The organism is Sanguibacter suaedae, from assembly GCF_016342785.1.
GTDB lineage: Bacteria > Actinomycetota > Actinomycetes > Actinomycetales > Cellulomonadaceae > Sanguibacter > Sanguibacter suaedae.
Genome location: NZ_JAEINH010000001.1, coordinates 234,595 through 249,580 on the forward strand (window position 1 = coordinate 234,595; position 14,986 = coordinate 249,580).

17 protein-coding genes and 1 pseudogene are annotated in these 14,986 nt (G+C 72.6%); 10 read left to right on the plus strand and 8 right to left on the minus strand.

The features are described from left to right. Positions 1–27 precede the first annotated feature (27 nt). Genes JAV76_RS01125 through JAV76_RS01145 form a run of 5 tightly spaced genes read left to right on the plus strand, consistent with a single transcriptional unit; the run spans position 28 to position 4,926 of the window. Positions 28–978 (plus strand): oxidoreductase, encoded by a 951-nt coding sequence (locus JAV76_RS01125; RefSeq protein ID WP_198732171.1) that lies wholly within the window; start codon positions 28–30, stop codon positions 976–978. Next, entirely contained in the window at positions 975–2,084 is a 1,110-nt protein-coding gene (locus tag JAV76_RS01130; protein ID WP_198732172.1) for a saccharopine dehydrogenase family protein, read from the plus strand. Before JAV76_RS01125 ends, JAV76_RS01130 begins: the two co-directional genes overlap by 4 nt. Beyond that, a complete protein-coding gene (locus JAV76_RS01135; protein WP_198732173.1) occupies positions 2,084–2,833 on the plus strand; it encodes a phosphotransferase in 750 nt (249 codons plus the stop codon). Before JAV76_RS01130 ends, JAV76_RS01135 begins: the two co-directional genes overlap by 1 nt. Position 2,834: 1 nt before the next feature. Further along, positions 2,835–3,821, plus strand: coding sequence for a DNA-3-methyladenine glycosylase family protein (locus JAV76_RS01140; protein WP_198732174.1), 987 nt, complete (start codon positions 2,835–2,837; stop codon positions 3,819–3,821). Between the two features lie 37 nt (positions 3,822–3,858). Beyond that, a complete protein-coding gene (locus JAV76_RS01145) occupies positions 3,859–4,926 on the plus strand; it encodes an NAD(P)H-binding protein (RefSeq protein ID WP_198732175.1) in 1,068 nt (355 codons plus the stop codon). Between the two features lie 14 nt (positions 4,927–4,940). Here the strand turns inward: JAV76_RS01145 and JAV76_RS01150 are convergent, their stop codons facing one another. From JAV76_RS01150 to JAV76_RS01165, 4 genes and pseudogenes are all read right to left on the minus strand, one after another. Continuing rightward, complete coding sequence (locus JAV76_RS01150) at positions 4,941–5,177, minus strand: hypothetical protein (RefSeq protein ID WP_198732176.1); 237 nt, start codon at positions 5,175–5,177, stop codon at positions 4,941–4,943. Positions 5,178–5,273: 96 nt separating this feature from the next. Continuing rightward, positions 5,274–6,524 carry an amidohydrolase gene (locus tag JAV76_RS01155; protein ID WP_198732177.1) on the minus strand — a complete coding sequence of 417 codons (1,251 nt, stop codon included), beginning with the start codon at positions 6,522–6,524 and terminating at the stop codon, positions 5,274–5,276. Positions 6,525–6,599: 75 nt separating this feature from the next. Further along, positions 6,600–7,150 (minus strand): annotated as a pseudogene (locus JAV76_RS15325) (TIGR03619 family F420-dependent LLM class oxidoreductase). A 50-nt stretch (positions 7,151–7,200) separates the two neighbouring features. Beyond that, complete coding sequence (locus JAV76_RS01165; protein ID WP_198732178.1) at positions 7,201–7,503, minus strand: hypothetical protein; 303 nt, start codon at positions 7,501–7,503, stop codon at positions 7,201–7,203. Between the two features lie 295 nt (positions 7,504–7,798). Between JAV76_RS01165 and JAV76_RS01170 the strand changes: the two genes are divergently transcribed. From JAV76_RS01170 to JAV76_RS01180, 3 genes are read left to right on the plus strand one after another with little or no spacing between them, the layout of a single operon-like run. Beyond that, the gene (locus tag JAV76_RS01170) at positions 7,799–8,275 is read left to right on the plus strand and encodes a hypothetical protein (RefSeq protein ID WP_198732179.1); all 477 of its coding nucleotides are present in this window, start codon (positions 7,799–7,801) and stop codon (positions 8,273–8,275) included. Next, positions 8,272–8,592, plus strand: coding sequence for a winged helix-turn-helix domain-containing protein (locus JAV76_RS01175; RefSeq protein WP_198732180.1), 321 nt, complete (start codon positions 8,272–8,274; stop codon positions 8,590–8,592). Before JAV76_RS01170 ends, JAV76_RS01175 begins: the two co-directional genes overlap by 4 nt. Positions 8,593–8,650: 58 nt before the next feature. Continuing rightward, positions 8,651–9,724 carry a magnesium and cobalt transport protein CorA gene (locus JAV76_RS01180; protein ID WP_230401682.1) on the plus strand — a complete coding sequence of 358 codons (1,074 nt, stop codon included), beginning with the start codon at positions 8,651–8,653 and terminating at the stop codon, positions 9,722–9,724. 26 nt (positions 9,725–9,750) lie between these two features. Here JAV76_RS01180 and JAV76_RS01185 read toward each other — a convergent pair whose 3' ends face one another. Together JAV76_RS01185 and JAV76_RS01190 are read right to left on the minus strand one after the other, a co-directional pair. Beyond that, a complete protein-coding gene (locus tag JAV76_RS01185; RefSeq protein ID WP_198732181.1) occupies positions 9,751–10,596 on the minus strand; it encodes an alpha/beta fold hydrolase in 846 nt (281 codons plus the stop codon). A 9-nt stretch (positions 10,597–10,605) separates the two neighbouring features. Next, the gene (locus tag JAV76_RS01190) at positions 10,606–11,034 is read right to left on the minus strand and encodes a DUF2809 domain-containing protein (protein WP_198732182.1); all 429 of its coding nucleotides are present in this window, start codon (positions 11,032–11,034) and stop codon (positions 10,606–10,608) included. Positions 11,035–11,419: 385 nt separating this feature from the next. Here JAV76_RS01190 and JAV76_RS01195 point away from each other — a divergent pair, with 385 nt between their 5' ends. Together JAV76_RS01195 and JAV76_RS01200 are read left to right on the plus strand one after the other, a co-directional pair. After that, the gene (locus tag JAV76_RS01195; protein WP_198732183.1) at positions 11,420–12,010 is read left to right on the plus strand and encodes a helix-turn-helix transcriptional regulator; all 591 of its coding nucleotides are present in this window, start codon (positions 11,420–11,422) and stop codon (positions 12,008–12,010) included. 32 nt (positions 12,011–12,042) lie between these two features. Beyond that, complete coding sequence (locus JAV76_RS01200; RefSeq protein WP_198732184.1) at positions 12,043–12,444, plus strand: hypothetical protein; 402 nt, start codon at positions 12,043–12,045, stop codon at positions 12,442–12,444. Positions 12,445–12,475: 31 nt separating this feature from the next. Here JAV76_RS01200 and JAV76_RS01205 read toward each other — a convergent pair whose 3' ends face one another. Both JAV76_RS01205 and aztD read right to left on the minus strand, forming a co-directional pair. Further along, positions 12,476–13,357: a metal ABC transporter substrate-binding protein gene (locus tag JAV76_RS01205; RefSeq protein WP_198732185.1), complete on the minus strand. Its 882-nt coding sequence runs from the start codon at positions 13,355–13,357 to the stop codon at positions 12,476–12,478. Between the two features lie 73 nt (positions 13,358–13,430). Then, positions 13,431–14,876: a zinc metallochaperone AztD gene (aztD, locus tag JAV76_RS01210; protein ID WP_198732418.1), complete on the minus strand. Its 1,446-nt coding sequence runs from the start codon at positions 14,874–14,876 to the stop codon at positions 13,431–13,433. Between the last annotated feature and the right edge of the window lie 110 nt (positions 14,877–14,986).

Sequence of the window (14,986 nt, forward strand, 5' to 3'; positions counted from 1 at the left end):
TCGACGGCAGTCCCATAGGGTCGGAAGATGGCACAGAGACGTTCTTCGCCCGGCTGGTCGGCCGCTGACATCCCCTCGCTCGTGGGGCGTCGCGCGCTCGTGACCGGCGCCAACAGCGGGCTCGGCCTGCAGACGTCGCTCCAGCTCGCGAGCCACGGCGCGGCGGTGACGATGACGGCCCGGGACCCGGAGCGCGGCCGCGTCGCTGTCGAGAAGGTCCGTGAGCTGTCGGGGTCGCCGGACGTGACGCTCGCGGAGCTCGACCTCGCGGACCTCGCGTCCGTACGGCGCCTCGCAGACGAGTGGGACGGCCCGTTGGACGTCCTCGTCGACAATGCCGGCATCATGGCCGTGCCCTACGGGCGCACGGCCGACGGCTTCGAGCTCCAGCTGGGCACCAACCACCTGGGGCACTTCGCGCTCACCGGGCTGCTCCTCCCCGCGCTGCGGCAGGCACCCAGCGCCCGCGTGGTGGTGCTGTCGAGCAACGCCCACAAGTTCGGTCACATGAACTTCGACGATCTCCAGGGCCTCCACGGGTATCGGCCGTGGACGGCGTACGGGCAGTCGAAGCTCGCGAACCTCCTGTTCGTCCGTGAGCTCGACCGCCGGTTGCGTGCCGCGGGCGACGACGTGCTGGCCGTCGCGGCGCACCCCGGCATCGCGGCCACCAACCTCGCGGCGGGCCTCGCCGGGTGGGGTCCCGTCGGGAGCGCCGTGCGCGGGTTCTTCGCGCGGTTCGGGCAGAGCGACGCGGAGGGCGCCCTGCCCTCCCTGCACGCGGCGACGGCGCCCGACGTCGTCGGCGGCGCGTACTACGGACCCGGTGGCCGCGGCGAGGGTCGGGGCGCACCGACGCGTGTGCAGCCCAACGGGCAGGCCCAGGACGACGCCGTCGCCGAACGCCTCTGGGAGATCAGCGAGGAGCTCACGGACGTGACCTACCCCGACCTGCCGCCCGTGGAGGTGCGCTCATGAGCACGATCGTCCTTCTCGGTGCCACCGGGTACACCGGGCGCCGCACGGCCCGCGCGCTCGTCGCCCGCGGCGCCTCGCCCGTCCTCGCCGGACGCGACCAGGGCAGGCTCTCGCAGCTCGCCGACGAGCTCGGCGGGCTGCCGACAGCGGTCGCCGACGTCGCCGACCCCGCGTCGGTGCGTGGCCTCATCGAGAAGGGCGACGTCCTCGTGACGACCGTGGGGCCGTTCGGGGATCTCGGCCGCCCGGCGGTGACCGCCGCGGTCGACGCGGGCGCCACGTACATCGACTCCACGGGTGAGTCGCCGTTCATCCGTCGGGTGTTCGCGGAGCACGGTCCCCGGGCGCGCGTCACCGGTGCCGCTCTCCTCACGGCGTTCGGGCACGACTGGGTCCTCGGCAACGCCGCCGGTGCGCTGGCCCTCGAGAGGGCGCGCGACGCCCGTCGGCCCGCGACGTCCGTGCACGTCGCCTACTACCTCGACGGTGCAGGCAGGGGCTCGATGAGCCGCGGCACGGCCCGGTCGGCGTTCGCGATGGGCTCCGAGCCGTCGTACCGCTTCACCGGCGGTGCGGTGGTCCCGGAACGTGGAGCGGCGCGGCTGCGACGGTTCGACGTCGACGGCGAGCTGCGCCCGGCGTTCAGCACCGGGGGCACGGAGCAGCTCGCGCTGCCGCGCTCGTACCCGTCGCTCACGGACGTCGAGGTGTACCTCGGCTGGTTGGGCGAGGCGTCGACGGCCGTGCAGCGGTTGTCGCCCGTCACCGACGCGCTGGGCCGGGTGCCCGGCGTCTCCTCCGCGCTCAGCCGACTGGGGTCGGCGGTCGCCGACCGGCTCCCCGAGGGCCCGTCGGCCGAGGACGTCGCCGACGTCCGCACCCAGGTGGTCGCGGAGGCGTACGACGAGTACGGCACGCGCGTGGGCCGGGCCCGCCTCGAGGGACCGGAGCCGTACGCGCTCACCGCGGACCTCCTCGCCTGGGCGGCCGTCCAGGCCTCGGAGGGTGCGGTCGAGAGCACGGGGGCGCTCGGACCCGTCGAGGCCTTCGGGCTCGAGCCCCTCCTCGCGGCCCTCGCCGACGCCGGCATGAAGATCGTCGACTGATGGGACCTGACGAGGAGGTGCTCGCGGGCGGGAACTCGAGCACCGTCGTCCGCGAGGGCGACCGGGTACACCGCACGGCCGGCCCGTGGACGCCTGCCGTCCACGAGCTCCTCACCACGCTGCGCGCGTCGGGCATCGTGGAAGTGCCCGAGCCGCACGGGTTCGACGACCAGGGCCGCGAGGTCCTGTCGTTCCTGCCCGGCGACGTCGGTGGGTACCCCCTCCCGGAGTGGTTGTGGGACCCGGCGCTCCTCGAGGGGACGGCGCGCCTGCTGCGCCGCGTGCACGACGCGAGCGTGCCTCTCGCGGCTCGGCGCGACCTCGTGTGGGGCTTGCCCGTCCACGAGCCGGTCGACGTGGTGTGCCACAACGACTCGGCCCCGTACAACATGACGTTCGCCGACGGCCGGGTCACCGGCCTCTTCGACTGGGACACCGCCGCTCCCGGGCCGCGCATCAGAGACCTCGCGTACCTCGCCTACCGGCTCGCCCCGTTCACCGACGACGCACCCCACCTCACGACGACCGACCGCCTCGAGCGCACCGACCGGCTCCTCACGGCGTACGGCTCCGACGCGGGACGAGCGGACCTCCTGCGCGCGATGGCCGACCGCCTCGACGACCTCGCCGCCTACACGGACGAGCGCGCCGCGGAGACCGGCCGTGCGGACTTCGTGGAGCACGCCGCCGGGTACCGGCGCCACAGCGACCACGTGCGACGCCTCGCTTCATCCTCATCTGACGAGTGATATGACTCGCGAGACGAGAATGGGAGCGCCGCAGACCGGCGGCCGCGCTGACGTCGACCTCCCCGTGCGACAGCCGTTCGACGCGCCCGGGGTGTTCGCGTTCCTCGCCGCACGCGCCGTGCAGGGCGTCGAGGTCGCTGACCTGTCCGACGACCGGCGCCTCCGCTACGCCCGGACCCTCCTGCTCCCCCACGGGCCGGCTACCGTCGAGGTCGTGGCGTCGCGTGCACCGCGCACCGGCTGGCGGCTCACCGCCCACCTCGAGCTCGCGTCGGCGGCCGACGTCGACCCGGCCGTCGCCCGGCTCCGGCACCTGCTCGACCTCGACGCGGACCCCGTCGCCGTCGACCACGCCCTGAGCGCCGACCCGTCCCTCGCGCCCCTCGTCGCCCGGACCCCCGGCATCCGCGTCCCGGGCACCGTGGACCCGCACGAGCTCGTGCTCCGTGCGCTCGTCGGGCAGCAGATCTCGGTCTCGGCCGCCCGAACCCACCTGAGCCGGCTCGCGACGGCGTGCGGCACCCCGACCACGTCGGACGTCCTCGGGCTCACCCGGCTCTTCCCGACGCCGGCCCAGGTCGTCGCGGGCGTCCCCGGACCGGTGCCCGGAGACCCACCCGACGCCGACAGGATCCTTCGCCTGCCCGGGCAGGCGACCCGCGGCATCCTCGGGGTGTGCCGCGCCCTCGCTGACGGCGACCTCGTGGTCGACGAGGGCGTCGACGCCGACCGCCTGCGCTCAGACCTGCTCGCCCGCCCGAGGATCGGGCCCTGGACGGCGTCGTACGTCGCCATGCGTGTGCTCGGCGACCCCGACGCGTGGCTCGACGGGGACGTGGCCCTCGTCGCGGGCGCGAGGGCCGTCGGCATCCTCGATGCCGACGTACCCCGGGCGGCCGCGTCCCGTGTCCTCGCGGCCCACGCCGCGCGGTGGGCGCCGTGGCGCTCCTACGCCGCCATGCACCTGTGGCTCGCGGCGATAGTGTGAGGAGGAGCCGCATAGCCGCGTCGAGAGGACCCAGACCATGACCCGAGCGCCCGTCGTCGCGATCACCGGGGCCACCGGCCACGTCGGCCGCGCGGTCCTCCCCCTGCTCGACGGCGGCCCCCTGCGCCTGGTCGTCCGTGACCCGCGCCGGGCGCCGAGGGGCACGTGGCCGGTGGCGCAGGCGTCGTACGGGGACCGCGAGGCCGCCGTCGCAGCGCTGACCGGGGTGGACGTCCTGTTCATGGTGTCCGGGTCGGAGAGCCCGGACCGGTTGGACCAGCACCGCACCTTCGTCGACGCGGCGGCCGCGGCGGGAGTGCGGCACGTCGTCTACACGTCGTTCCTCGGGGCGGCGCCGGACGCGACGTTCACGCTCGCCCGGGACCACTGGGCCACGGAGGAGCACCTGCGGGCGTCGGGCATGGCGTTCACGTTCCTGCGCGACTCGTTCTACCTGGACGTCCTGCCCGAGTTCGGTGGTGAGGAGGGCGTCATCCGCGGGCCTGCCGGCGACGGGCGCGTCGCGGCCGTCGCGCGTGCGGACGTCGCCCGGGTCGCCGCCACGGTCCTCGCCGACCCCGAGCAGCACGCGGGGCGCACCTACGACCTCACGGGCCCGCAGGCCCTCACGCTCACCGAGGCCGCCCGGATCATCACCGAGCGCACAGGGCGGCCCACCCGCTACGAGGAGGAGACCGTCGAGGAGGCGTACGCGTCACGCCAGTCCTACGGCGCCCCCGACTGGGAGCTCGACGCGTGGGTGTCCACGTACACGGCCATCGCCGCCGGCGAGCTCGCGACGGTCACCGACACCGTGGAGCGCCTCACCGGCACCCCGCCGCTCAGCCTGGCCGACCTCCTGCCGCGGGCCCCCGAGATCCAGGCTCGAGCGCGCGGCACCGTCGCCGCGTGGGACGCGGAGGCGGGGTTCGGGCACGTAACCCTCAGCACGGGCCTGCAGCTCTGGTGCCACTTCAGCAACATCGACGCGCCGGGGTACCGGGCGCTCGACGTGGGCGAGGAGGTCGACGTCGAGCTCGAGTCCTTCGAGGACCAGGACGGCTTCTCCTGGCGGGCGGTACGCGTCGTCCGCGACCCCCGCTGACGCGACACCGCGAGTCAGCTCGGTCGCTGACCCTTCAGCCCGGCGAGCATGCGTTCCTCGATCTCCTCAGGGACGTACTCCGTGCCGTCGTCCAGGTTCGTGGCACGCCACCCGAACGCGTCGGGGCAGGCCGCCATGATGCAGGCGAACTGGTCGTGCGCGTCGCACGCACCCTCGAAGTCCGCGGTGAACTCCGTGGCCTCGCCGTCCGGGCCGACGACCCGCCACCGTGACTGCTTGCTCTCGCTCATCCGAGCGACGCTATCGCATGGCGGGGGCCGTCAGAGCGGCACACGGCGGCGGGACGGGGCAGCCGTGAAGGCCGCCGCGTCCCGCTCCCCGCGGGCTCAGGCGAAGCGCTCGGAGCGCTCCACGACGCGACCGCGGAACGCGTCGGCGTCCCACGAGTAGACGAGGCGGCCGTCGATGTACACCTGCTCGGCGCGGGACGTGGTGTCGAGGGGGTCGCCGGACCACACGACGACATCGGCGTCGAGGCCGGGCGTGAGGGACCCGACGCGGTCGTCGAGGCCGAGGAACGCGGCCGGGTTGGTGGTGAGCGCCTCGAGCGCGGTGGTGCGGGGCAGGCCGTCGCGGACGGCGAGGCTCGCCTGGAGGACGAGCAGGTTGATGGGGATCACGGGGTGGTCGGTGGTGATCGCGACCCGCACCCCGGCGGCGGCGAGGGCCACGAGGTTGGTGATGGCGCGGTCGCGGAGCTCGACCTTGCTGCGGGTGGTGATCATGGGCCCGAAGATCACGGGGATGTCGCGCTCGGCGAGGACGTCGGCGAGCTTGTGGCCCTCGGTGCCGTGGTTGATGACCAGGCGGTACCCGAACTCGTCGGCGAGGCGGATCGCGGTGACGATGTCGTCGTGGCGGTGCGTGTGCTGGTCCCAGACGAGCTCGCCGTCGAGGACGCGGGCGAGGACCTCGAGGTCGAGGTCCGTGGCGAACGGCTCACCCTTCGTGGCTGCGGCGGCCCGCGCCGTCGCATAGTTGCGCGCCTTGGTGAAGGCCTCCCGGATGACGTACGCGACCCCGAGGCGGGTGGAGGGCATCTGCTTCTTCTCGCCGTACACGCGCTTGGGGTTCTCCCCGAGGGCGGACTTCACGCTCACGGACGCGCTGATGACCTGCTCGTCGATGGTGCGCCCGCCCCACGTCTTCATGGCGACGGTCTGCCCACCGATGGGATTCCCCGACCCGGGCTTGATCACGGCCGACGTCACGCCGCCGGCGAGGGCGTCACGGAAACCCTCGTCGTCGATGTCCACGGCGTCCACGGCCCGCACACCAGCCGTGTTGGGCCGCGTCATCTCGTTCGTGTCGTTCCCTGCGGGGCCGTTGGCCTCCTCGTGGATGCCGATGTGCCCGTGGGACTCGACGAACCCCGGCAGCACCCACCGGCCGGACACGTCGACGACGGTCGCGTCCTCGGGGAAGGTCACGTCGTGCCCGACGGCGACGATCTTCCCGTCGCGCAGCAGCACGGTGGCGCCGTCGAGCGGCTCGGAGGAGACGGGGACGACGTGCCCGCCGACGAGAGCGACGGTCCCGGAGGCGGCGGACGTGGGCGAGGTGCGTGAGGAGGTCATCACAGCACCGTACCCATGGTCCGCTGGAGCACGACGGAGCGAAGCACCCCGCCACAGTCATGGAGCGCCGACCACCTATCGCGATGCAAAGGCTTCACGTACCGCGACCAGCGCATCGAGCCGCGTGGACAGGTCGTCGGAGTCCTCGGAACGGACGGGGATCAGACACCGGTCGACGCCCGCCGTGGCGAGTGGCGCGAAGTCGACGTGGTCACCGTGGAACTCCGACTCGTCCGTCGCCCAGATCTGACGCACCGCCTGGACGGCCTCGACCATCCGAGCGGTGCGCCCCGTCGGCCCGACGCCGTGGTTGCGCATCTCCTCCCGGTTCCAGCCCGATCCCACGCCGAGCAGCACACGGCCCCCGAGAGCAGGTCGAGGCTGGTGACCTCCTTGGCGGTGATGATCGGGTCACGCTGCGGCAGCAGGCACACCCCGGTCCCGAGCTTCAGCGTCGAAGTGACCGCGGCGGCTGCAGCGAGGGCGACGAACGGGTCGAACGTTGCGGCGTAGTCCCGCGCCGAGCCGCTCCCGCGTCGAGAAGCAACCGGGATGTGCGTGTGTTCCGTGTAGAACAGCGACTCGAAACCGCGCTCCTCCACATCACGCGCCAGTCGCTGCGGCATGACGGAGCAGCCGGCGAAGCGCACGATTCCGATGTCCACGCTCGCATCCTCTATCGAGCTACGAGCGCTGCCGCCCAGGCGTCGTCGTCGGTGTACGCCGCTTCCGAGAGGACGAGACGTGCGGGGGCGACGCGGTCCGCGTACCAGCCCTCCACGGGGACGATGACCACCGAGGAGAGACCTGCTGCCTCGCCGCTCGTCGCGCGACGCGGGAGGGATGTCTGCCGGAGCGGTCGGCCCTGCCCGACGACGTCGGCGTTGATGCGTTGCCGCGTCGTATTCGACCATGCGTGCCGGGCGTCCTGGTCGATCTCCTCGACACCGAGCACGGCCAGCCACGAGTCCTCGGTCATGGGCTCGCCCTGAACGCCTCGGCGCCAGAGCGCTGTCCACGCCGCGTCGAGACCAAGCAAGTCAGGGCGGGCGGTCGTCCCCGGATCCGGGGGCGGGGAGGCGGGAGGAAGGCCGGGTAGTCCGTCGATCTTCCACGCGGAGCGCACGAACAGGAGATCCACAAGCATGCCGGGCACGTCGATCTCCATCATATTCCTCCTGATTTGACCGTACCGGAGCACGGCAAGGACGACTACCCACCCCGCGTTCCATCTGCTACTTTCCTCTCAGGAAAGTACTTGCACAGGAGGAACCATGAACCAGTCCACCGTCACCCCCGACGACGCGCTCCGCGCCCTCGCCGACGTCCGCACCCGCACCGAGCAGGTCGCCGCCGCGCCGCTCGTCCCCGCCTGGTACTGGTCGGGCGTCGGGGCGCTCGTGCTCCTCCTCGTCGCGTCCATCGAGAGCCGCGAGGTGGCCTTCGTCATCACCGGGAGCGTCCTCTACGCCGCCGGCCTCACGGCGCTCGTCGTCGCGGTCGCACGCCGCGCACCGGTGCAGGCCGGGCGAGCCCTCCTCGGGAGGCGCGGCGCGCTCACCATCGTCGGGTTCGCCCTCGGTCTCGTCGCGCTCGGCCTCGGCACCGCCTGGGCCCTCGTCGCCGCGGGCGTCCCATGGCCCGGAACCCTCGCCTGCGCCGTCGTCGCCGTCGCCCTGGCCGTCGGCGGGCCCGCGCTCATGGCGCACCTGCGACGCCTCATGCTCGCCCGCGCCGCCCTCGTCGCATGAGCCCCGTCGCCCCGAGGTTCGACGACCTCGTCCACGCACCCACGCGCCTGTCCGTCGTCAGCCTCCTCGCCGCCACCGAGCACGCCGACTTCAGGTTCGTGCGCGACAGCGTCGGGCTGTCCGACTCCGCGCTGTCCAAACAGCTCTCCACCCTCGAGGACGCCGGGTACGTCGCCCTCCGCAAGACCTTCGAGGGCAAACGCGCACGCACCTTCGTCACCCTCACACCCGACGGGCGACGCGCGCTCGCCGGTCACCTCGCGGCGCTGCGCGAGATCGTCGCCCGCTCCGGGATGGACCTGGCCGCCGACGACTGAGCGCCCCCACCTCCCCGCCGCCCTCGCGGCACCGCCCCGCACACACCAGGATGATCCGATGCGACCGATCCCCCACCCCCACCTCCGCCAGGTCCCCCTCTTCTCCCGCCGGGACCGCCTGCAGCCGACCGGGTGGACCGAGGTGCACGGCACAGGGATGCGCCACGTGGCCGTCTTCGAGGACGGGCACCCCGTCGACGACGCAACCGCGACCACGCCGGCCGAGCTCGCGCGCGAGGACCTGTCGCCCCACCACGTCGCCGTCGTCGCCTACGACCGCCCCACCCGTGCGGACGTCCTCGAGCTCGGCGAGCTCCTCGACCTCCACCCGCTGCTCGTCGAGGACCTCCTGCACGGCTCCCAGCGCCCCAAGCTCGAACGCTACGGGGACGCGTTGTTCGTCGTGCTGCGGTCGGCCGCGTACCTCGACGACGACGAGGACGTCGACCTCGACGAGCTCCACGTCGTCATCCAGGGACGCTGGGCCGTCGTCCTCCGCCAGGGTGACCCCACCGACATCGACTGGGACTTCTCCGCCCTCGAGCAGGACCCGACCCTCCTCACGCTCGGCCCCGAGGCCGTCCTCTACACGCTCATCGACCAGGTGGTCGACGGCTACTTCGGGGTGCTCGACGGTGTGAGCACCGACATCGAGGAGATCGAGCGGGAGGTGTTCAGCGGCGACGCCGCCGTCCCCCAGCGCATCTACCGCCTCTCCCGGGAGGTCGTGGACCTCCAGCACGCCACCGCGCCGCTGGTCTCCGTGGTGGAGGCGCTCCGCGCCGGTTTCCTCAAGTACGGCACCACCGACGAGCTCCAGACGTACCTGCAGGACGCCGCCGACCACCTCGCCCGCGTCAACAGCCGCGTCACGGAGATCCGCGAGGTCCTCGGCCAGATCCTCACCGTCAACGCCACCCTCGTGGGGCAGCGCCAGAACGAGGACATGAAGACCATCTCCGCGTGGGCCGCCATCCTCTTCGCCCCCACCCTCATCGGCGCCATCTACGGCATGAACTTCGACCACATGCCCGAGCTCCACTGGCAGTACGGGTACCCGCTCGCCCTCGCCGCGATGGTCGCCCTCGGCGCCGGGCTCTACGTCGTCTTCAAGCGCAACCGCTGGCTGTAGAGCCGTCCTCAGGTCCGCGCGACCACCTAGGGCCGCTCCAGGAACGCGCCGACGAGTGCCGTGAAGGCGTGCGGCTGCTCGACCCACGGGTAGTGGCCGCACCGGTCGACGACCGCGAGGTCGCCGTCGGGGAACAGGCGGCTCATGGCCGCGAGCGGCGCGCGCCCCGTGAACACGTCCTCGGAACCCGCGACGACGAGCACCGGTGCCGTGACCGCCGCGAGCCGCTCCGCGAGGTCGGCGGGCGGCGCGACCGAGAAGTACGCCCGCGAGCCGGCGAGGGACCACTCCCCCACCCGGGAGTGCGCCCGCTCCGCGGCGCCCCACCGCGCGTACCCCGCGGGCGCGCACGTCGCCTGCCACGCGGCGAGCTCCGCGTCGGACGTGATCTCCGGGGGCGACGTGAGGGCCGTGACGGCGGCGTCGAAGTCGGGCTCGCCGGTACGCCTCGCCACCATGGCGTCGACGTCCGACGGGACGTCCACGAGGTACCCGGCGGGCGGGGTGACGAGCACCATCCGTTCCACCCGCTCGGGGTGCTGCGCCGCGTACGCGACGGCCAGGCGCGTCCCCGCGGAGTGCGCCACGATCGTCACCCGCTCGAGGCCCAGGTGCTCGCGGAGGCGGTCGACGTCCTCGGCCTGCCGCCACCACGACCCCCGCTCCGGGTCCGCGGGCGCAGGGCTCAGACTCACGCCGCGCAGGTGCGGCACGACGACGCGCCGCGTCAGGCCGAAGGGGCGACCGTCGGGCGTCGCCAGGTAGTCCGGGTGGCGGGCCGCGCCACCCGCGAGCGCGAGCACCGGGCCGTCCGGGCCGGGGTGGTCGTCGTGGTGGAGGGGGACGTCGTCGGCACCAGTCGAGGTCGGCACCCGGTCATGCTAGCGGGGGTCGTCGGCGGCACCAGGGCCTCTGCGTGCCCGCCACCGGAGGAGCGCCGCGTCGGCGGTGCCCGCGGTCGCCGCCCCGACGGCGTAGACGATCAGGTCGGGGGCGTGGAAGGTGGTGCCGAGGACCCAGCGGGCGGGTTCCCAGGCGTCGACGACGGCCGCGGAGAGGCCGACGAGCTGGGCGACCTCCACCGCGGCGCAGAGCGCCCACGCGACGGCCGCGACGACGACCGGTCGGGCGCGCGGGCCGACGAACGCCACGAGCACGTACACGAGCACGGCGTAGAGGGCGTCACCGAGGAAGGCGGACACGGGACCGTCGAGGAGCGTCCGGGCGGCGAGGCCGAGGACGACGGTCGCGACGGCGGAGAGCGCGAGGGCGGGGCGGCGGGCGGCCAGGAGACGAGTAGTCCGATTCACAGGGCCAGCATGCCGGAGCCGGATGTCCGACCTGACCGCTACCCTCCATGGGTGATGAGCGACTCGACCGCGCCAGGGCCAGATCGTGTCCGGTGAGTGGGTGAGCGCCTCCTCGGTGAGGCGCGAGGTTCACGACGACATCTACAAGGTCCTGGTCGACCTCGAGGCGCGCGGGTGGCGGCTTCGGAGACAAGGGCACAAGTTCCGCGTGTACTGCCCGTGCGGCGAGGGGCAGGTGCGGGTGGACGGCACACCGCGGAATCCGAGCGGTCACGCTCGCAGGGTTCGGCGGATGGCTGAGCACTGCCCGGACCGTCACGATCTCGACGGGTGAGCGAGAGTGTTGTCGATTGACAACACTCGTGCTGCGGTGAACGATGGGCGCATGCCCCAGTTCGAGATGACCTTCGAGATACCCGCGGTGCCCGAAGCCGTGGAGGACGCGGTCGCCGACGCGATGGACGCCGTCATCGCGACCCACTCGGGAGTCACCCTCCTCACCGTGGAGATCGGCGCGGACGGCTGCGTCGAGGCGGCCCGTTCCGCCATCGCGGAGCTCCGGTCCCTGGGCGCACCCCCTGTCCGCCTCGTCGACGACCTTGTGACTCGCAGCCAGATCGCCGACCGAACAGGCGTCACGCGGCAAGCCGTCAACCTCTGGGTCAATGGCCAGCGGCAGGCAGGGACGGTCTTTCCGGCCCCGTTCGTGCTCGCAGGCGGTGGGCTCTGGCTGTGGGGGGAGGTCGTCGAGGCCCTGAGAGCCCGTGGCACCGAGATCGACGACGGCGTCGCCTTCCCTACGCGGAGAGACTCCCAGATCATCGGAGGCATGCTGGCTACCTCCCACGGATCCGAGACGTGGGTGACGTTCGACACCGGCTTCACCTTCGGTGTGACGTCTGGCGATGAACCGACGCGAGTCCCCCTCCCCGCACCGAGATCGCTCCTGAGCACCGACTTCACCTTCGCAGCATGAGCGGCCCCCGTCTCGTCTCGACCGCCGCCGAGATGCTCCCCGTCGTCGAGCTCACCGAGATCAAGGTCTACGAGATCACCGGAAGGAGAATCGACGACCCTGACGCTGCAGTTGAGCCCGAACAGTCGCTCGACGTCCAGGCACGAGGATCAGAGAACTGGTTCGAGACCCGCGTGAAGCTGTCCGTCGACACGTCAGAGGCCCAGCTCCTCGCAGACGTGGGCGCGGTCTTCACATTCTCCGAACCGCTCAAGGTGCCTCAGGTCGCGGCAGGCGAGTTCGTCGAGAAGGTCGGCGTGATGGCCGTCTACCCGTTTCTCCGTGAGCACATCTTCACGACAGCCGGGCGGCTGGGAGTCGCACCACCCGTCCTCGGGCTGCTCAGGGCGGGGACCTTCACGATCGCGTCGGATCAGCAGGACTCGGACCGCTGACTGGTCGGCGGACCCACCGTCCGGGGCCTCGTCAGGAGCAGTTGAGACCGGTGGTGAGGGCGTCGAGGTTGTCGCCCATGATCTCGAGGTAGTCGCGCTCGACGTCGACGTGGCCCTCGATGGGGTCGAGGACGGCGGTGGCGACGCCGAGGTCGTCGGCGAGGGTCTGGGTGACCTTGGGGCTGACGAGGATCTCGAAGAACAGCGTGGTGACGCCGGCGTCCTCGACGATCTGGCGGACCTCGCGCAGGCGCTTGGGCGACGGGTCGACCTCGGGGTCGATGCCGGTGATGCCCACCTGGACCAGGCCGTACCGGTCGGCGAGGTACCCGAAGGCCTCGTGCGACGTGACGAGGGTGGCGCCCTGGCAGCTCGTGAGCTGCTCCGCGTACCGGGTGTCGAGGTCGGTGAGCCGGGCCTCGAGATCGTCGGCACGCTCCGCGTAGTCGGCGGCGTTGTCGGGGTCGACGGCGGACAGCTCGTCGGCGACCTGGTGCCCGACGGTCGCGAGGCGGGTGGGGTCGAGCCAGAAGTGCGGGTCGAGGGCGTCGGTGCCGCCCTCGAGGCCTGCGGCCTCGGCGGTGTCGACGACGTGCTCCGGCGACTGCGCGTCGATGGCCTCGTCCGTGGCTGCCTGGAACCCGGAGAGGTACACGACGAGGTCGGCCTCGCCGACGGACCGCACGGCGCTGGGTGACAGCTCGAGGTCGTGGGGCTCGGCCGCCGGCGGGGTGAGGCTCGAGACCGTCACGTGCTCGCCCCCGATCTCGTCGGCCACGTACTCGAGCGGGTAGAACGACGCGAGGACCTCCACGGTCCCGTCGTCCCCCTCCGCGGGGGCGCACGACGCGAGGGCGGCTGCGAGGGCGAGCGTGGTGGCGGCGGCCGTGGTGCGGCTCAGGGTGCGGGTCATGGTGTCCTCTCGGGCGGACGACGGCAGGGGGCACCCGGAGGTGCCCCCTGCGCGGAACGGGTCGGGCGGAGGGTCAGCCCTCCGTCGTCTCCTCGTCGTGGGCGTGGTCGTGGTCGTCGCCCTCGTGGTCGTGGTCGTCGTGCGTGTGGTCGTCGCCCTCGTGGGAGTGCTCGTCGCCCTCCTCGTGGGAGTGCTCCTCGCCCTCGTGCTCGGCGTGGTCCTCGCCCTCGTGCTCGTGGGCGCCCTCCTCCGCGGCGCCGGAGACGCCGTTGAGCTCGTTGGGCGTCACGGTGAGCTCGGCGCTGATCCAGACCTCGCCGGTCTCGATGTCGACGGCGTGGATGGAGTTGGTGGCCGGGTCGGTGACGTACGCGGAGCCGTCGAGGACGAACACCGTGGGGCGCGGCTCCTGCCACTCCTCGGGCTCCTCCCACTCGTCGATGACGGGGATGGAGCGCTCGATGCTGCCGGCCTCCTCGTCGATGACGTGGAGCTGGCCGTCGGTGCCGAGGACGAGGGCCTCGCCGTCGTCACCGCGCGCGAGGGAGCGGAAGGTGTAGCTCGAAGGCAGGTCGACGAGCTTCAGCGACGCGGTCCGGGTGTCGATGAGGGACACGCGGGTGGGGCGCTCGAGGTCGGCGTCGGGGTCCGACTTGTAGTCACCGAGGACGATCGGGGACTCCTCGCTGCCGGCCTGGTTGCCGATGCGGCCGTAGGCGTCGGGGCTGGCGACCTTGGTGATCTCGCCGTCGCGGTAGACGACCGCGCCGGTCTCGCAGCCGATGACGACGGCCTCGTCGGAGGCCATGGCCTCGCCGTGGACGCCGGGGCAGTCGTCGTTCGCGGCGATCTCCTGGTCGTCTGCGTCGAGGACGCGGATGCCCGTGCGGGCGTCCTCCGTGCCCTCGGACACGACGAGGGACCCGTCGGAGAGCTCGACCGCGACGCCGTGGTGCGCGGACGGGGTCGTGTACTCGCGGGTGGCGACCTCGGGGTCCACCAGGTCGGCGGAGTCGAGGACGACGATCTTGCCGGTGCCGTCGTCGAAGAGCGCGGTGCGGCCGTCGTGGTTGACGACGTGCCCGGGCTTCTCGGCGTCGAACATGACGTCCGTGAGGGTCGGGGTCGTCGAGTAGTAGTGGTCGTGGTCGCCGTGGGGCTCTGCCCAGCTTCCGGCGTCGAGGACCTGGAAGCCGCCCGTGGTGGAGACGTAGAGGTGGCGGCCGTCGCCCGCACCGTTGATGCGGTTGAAGCCGGCCAGCTCGATGTCCTCGAGGACCTCGAGGGTGGTGGCGTCGAGGACCTGGATGCCACCGTCGTAGGTGATGGCGAGGCGCGGCTTCACCGCGGACTCCTCGGTGACCTCCGCCGCGGCTGCGGTGGTCTCGTCGGCCGTGGCGCCGTCGGTGGCACCCTCGGAGCCGCTGCACGCGGTGAGGAACGCGAGGGGCAGGGCCACGCCGAGGGCGAGGGACGGCCGAAGGCCGGTGCGGCGTCGTGCTGGGGAGGTGATGGTCATGGTGTGCGGGGCGGCGGCGCAGGAGACGCGCGCCACCTCTCCTTCCTACGGAGGGGCGGTGTTCGGTGCGACAGTATCAGATAATAGCAATCGTTCTCATTATCGACTGG

Excerpts from the sequence above, each read along its gene's own strand:
- JAV76_RS01165 (WP_198732178.1), bottom strand. The coding sequence starts at position 7,503 with ATGACCGAGGACTCGTGGCTGGCCGTGCTCGGTGTCGAGGAGATCGAC.
- JAV76_RS01205 (WP_198732185.1), bottom strand. The coding sequence starts at position 13,357 with ATGACCCGCACCCTGAGCCGCACCACGGCCGCCGCCACCACGCTCGCC.
- JAV76_RS01130 (WP_198732172.1), top strand. The coding sequence starts at position 975 with ATGAGCACGATCGTCCTTCTCGGTGCCACCGGGTACACCGGGCGCCGC.
- JAV76_RS01175 (WP_198732180.1), top strand. The coding sequence starts at position 8,272 with ATGAGCCCCGTCGCCCCGAGGTTCGACGACCTCGTCCACGCACCCACG.
- JAV76_RS01150 (WP_198732176.1), bottom strand. The coding sequence starts at position 5,177 with ATGAGCGAGAGCAAGCAGTCACGGTGGCGGGTCGTCGGCCCGGACGGC.
- JAV76_RS01145 (WP_198732175.1), top strand. The coding sequence starts at position 3,859 with ATGACCCGAGCGCCCGTCGTCGCGATCACCGGGGCCACCGGCCACGTC.
- JAV76_RS01155 (WP_198732177.1), bottom strand. The coding sequence starts at position 6,524 with ATGACCTCCTCACGCACCTCGCCCACGTCCGCCGCCTCCGGGACCGTC.
- JAV76_RS01135 (WP_198732173.1), top strand. The coding sequence starts at position 2,084 with ATGGGACCTGACGAGGAGGTGCTCGCGGGCGGGAACTCGAGCACCGTC.
- aztD (WP_198732418.1), bottom strand. The coding sequence starts at position 14,876 with ATGACCATCACCTCCCCAGCACGACGCCGCACCGGCCTTCGGCCGTCC.
- JAV76_RS01170 (WP_198732179.1), top strand. The coding sequence starts at position 7,799 with ATGAACCAGTCCACCGTCACCCCCGACGACGCGCTCCGCGCCCTCGCC.
- JAV76_RS01195 (WP_198732183.1), top strand. The coding sequence starts at position 11,420 with ATGCCCCAGTTCGAGATGACCTTCGAGATACCCGCGGTGCCCGAAGCC.
- JAV76_RS01200 (WP_198732184.1), top strand. The coding sequence starts at position 12,043 with ATGCTCCCCGTCGTCGAGCTCACCGAGATCAAGGTCTACGAGATCACC.
- JAV76_RS01125 (WP_198732171.1), top strand. The coding sequence starts at position 28 with ATGGCACAGAGACGTTCTTCGCCCGGCTGGTCGGCCGCTGACATCCCC.
- JAV76_RS01180 (WP_230401682.1), top strand. The coding sequence starts at position 8,651 with ATGCGACCGATCCCCCACCCCCACCTCCGCCAGGTCCCCCTCTTCTCC.
- JAV76_RS01140 (WP_198732174.1), top strand. The coding sequence starts at position 2,835 with ATGACTCGCGAGACGAGAATGGGAGCGCCGCAGACCGGCGGCCGCGCT.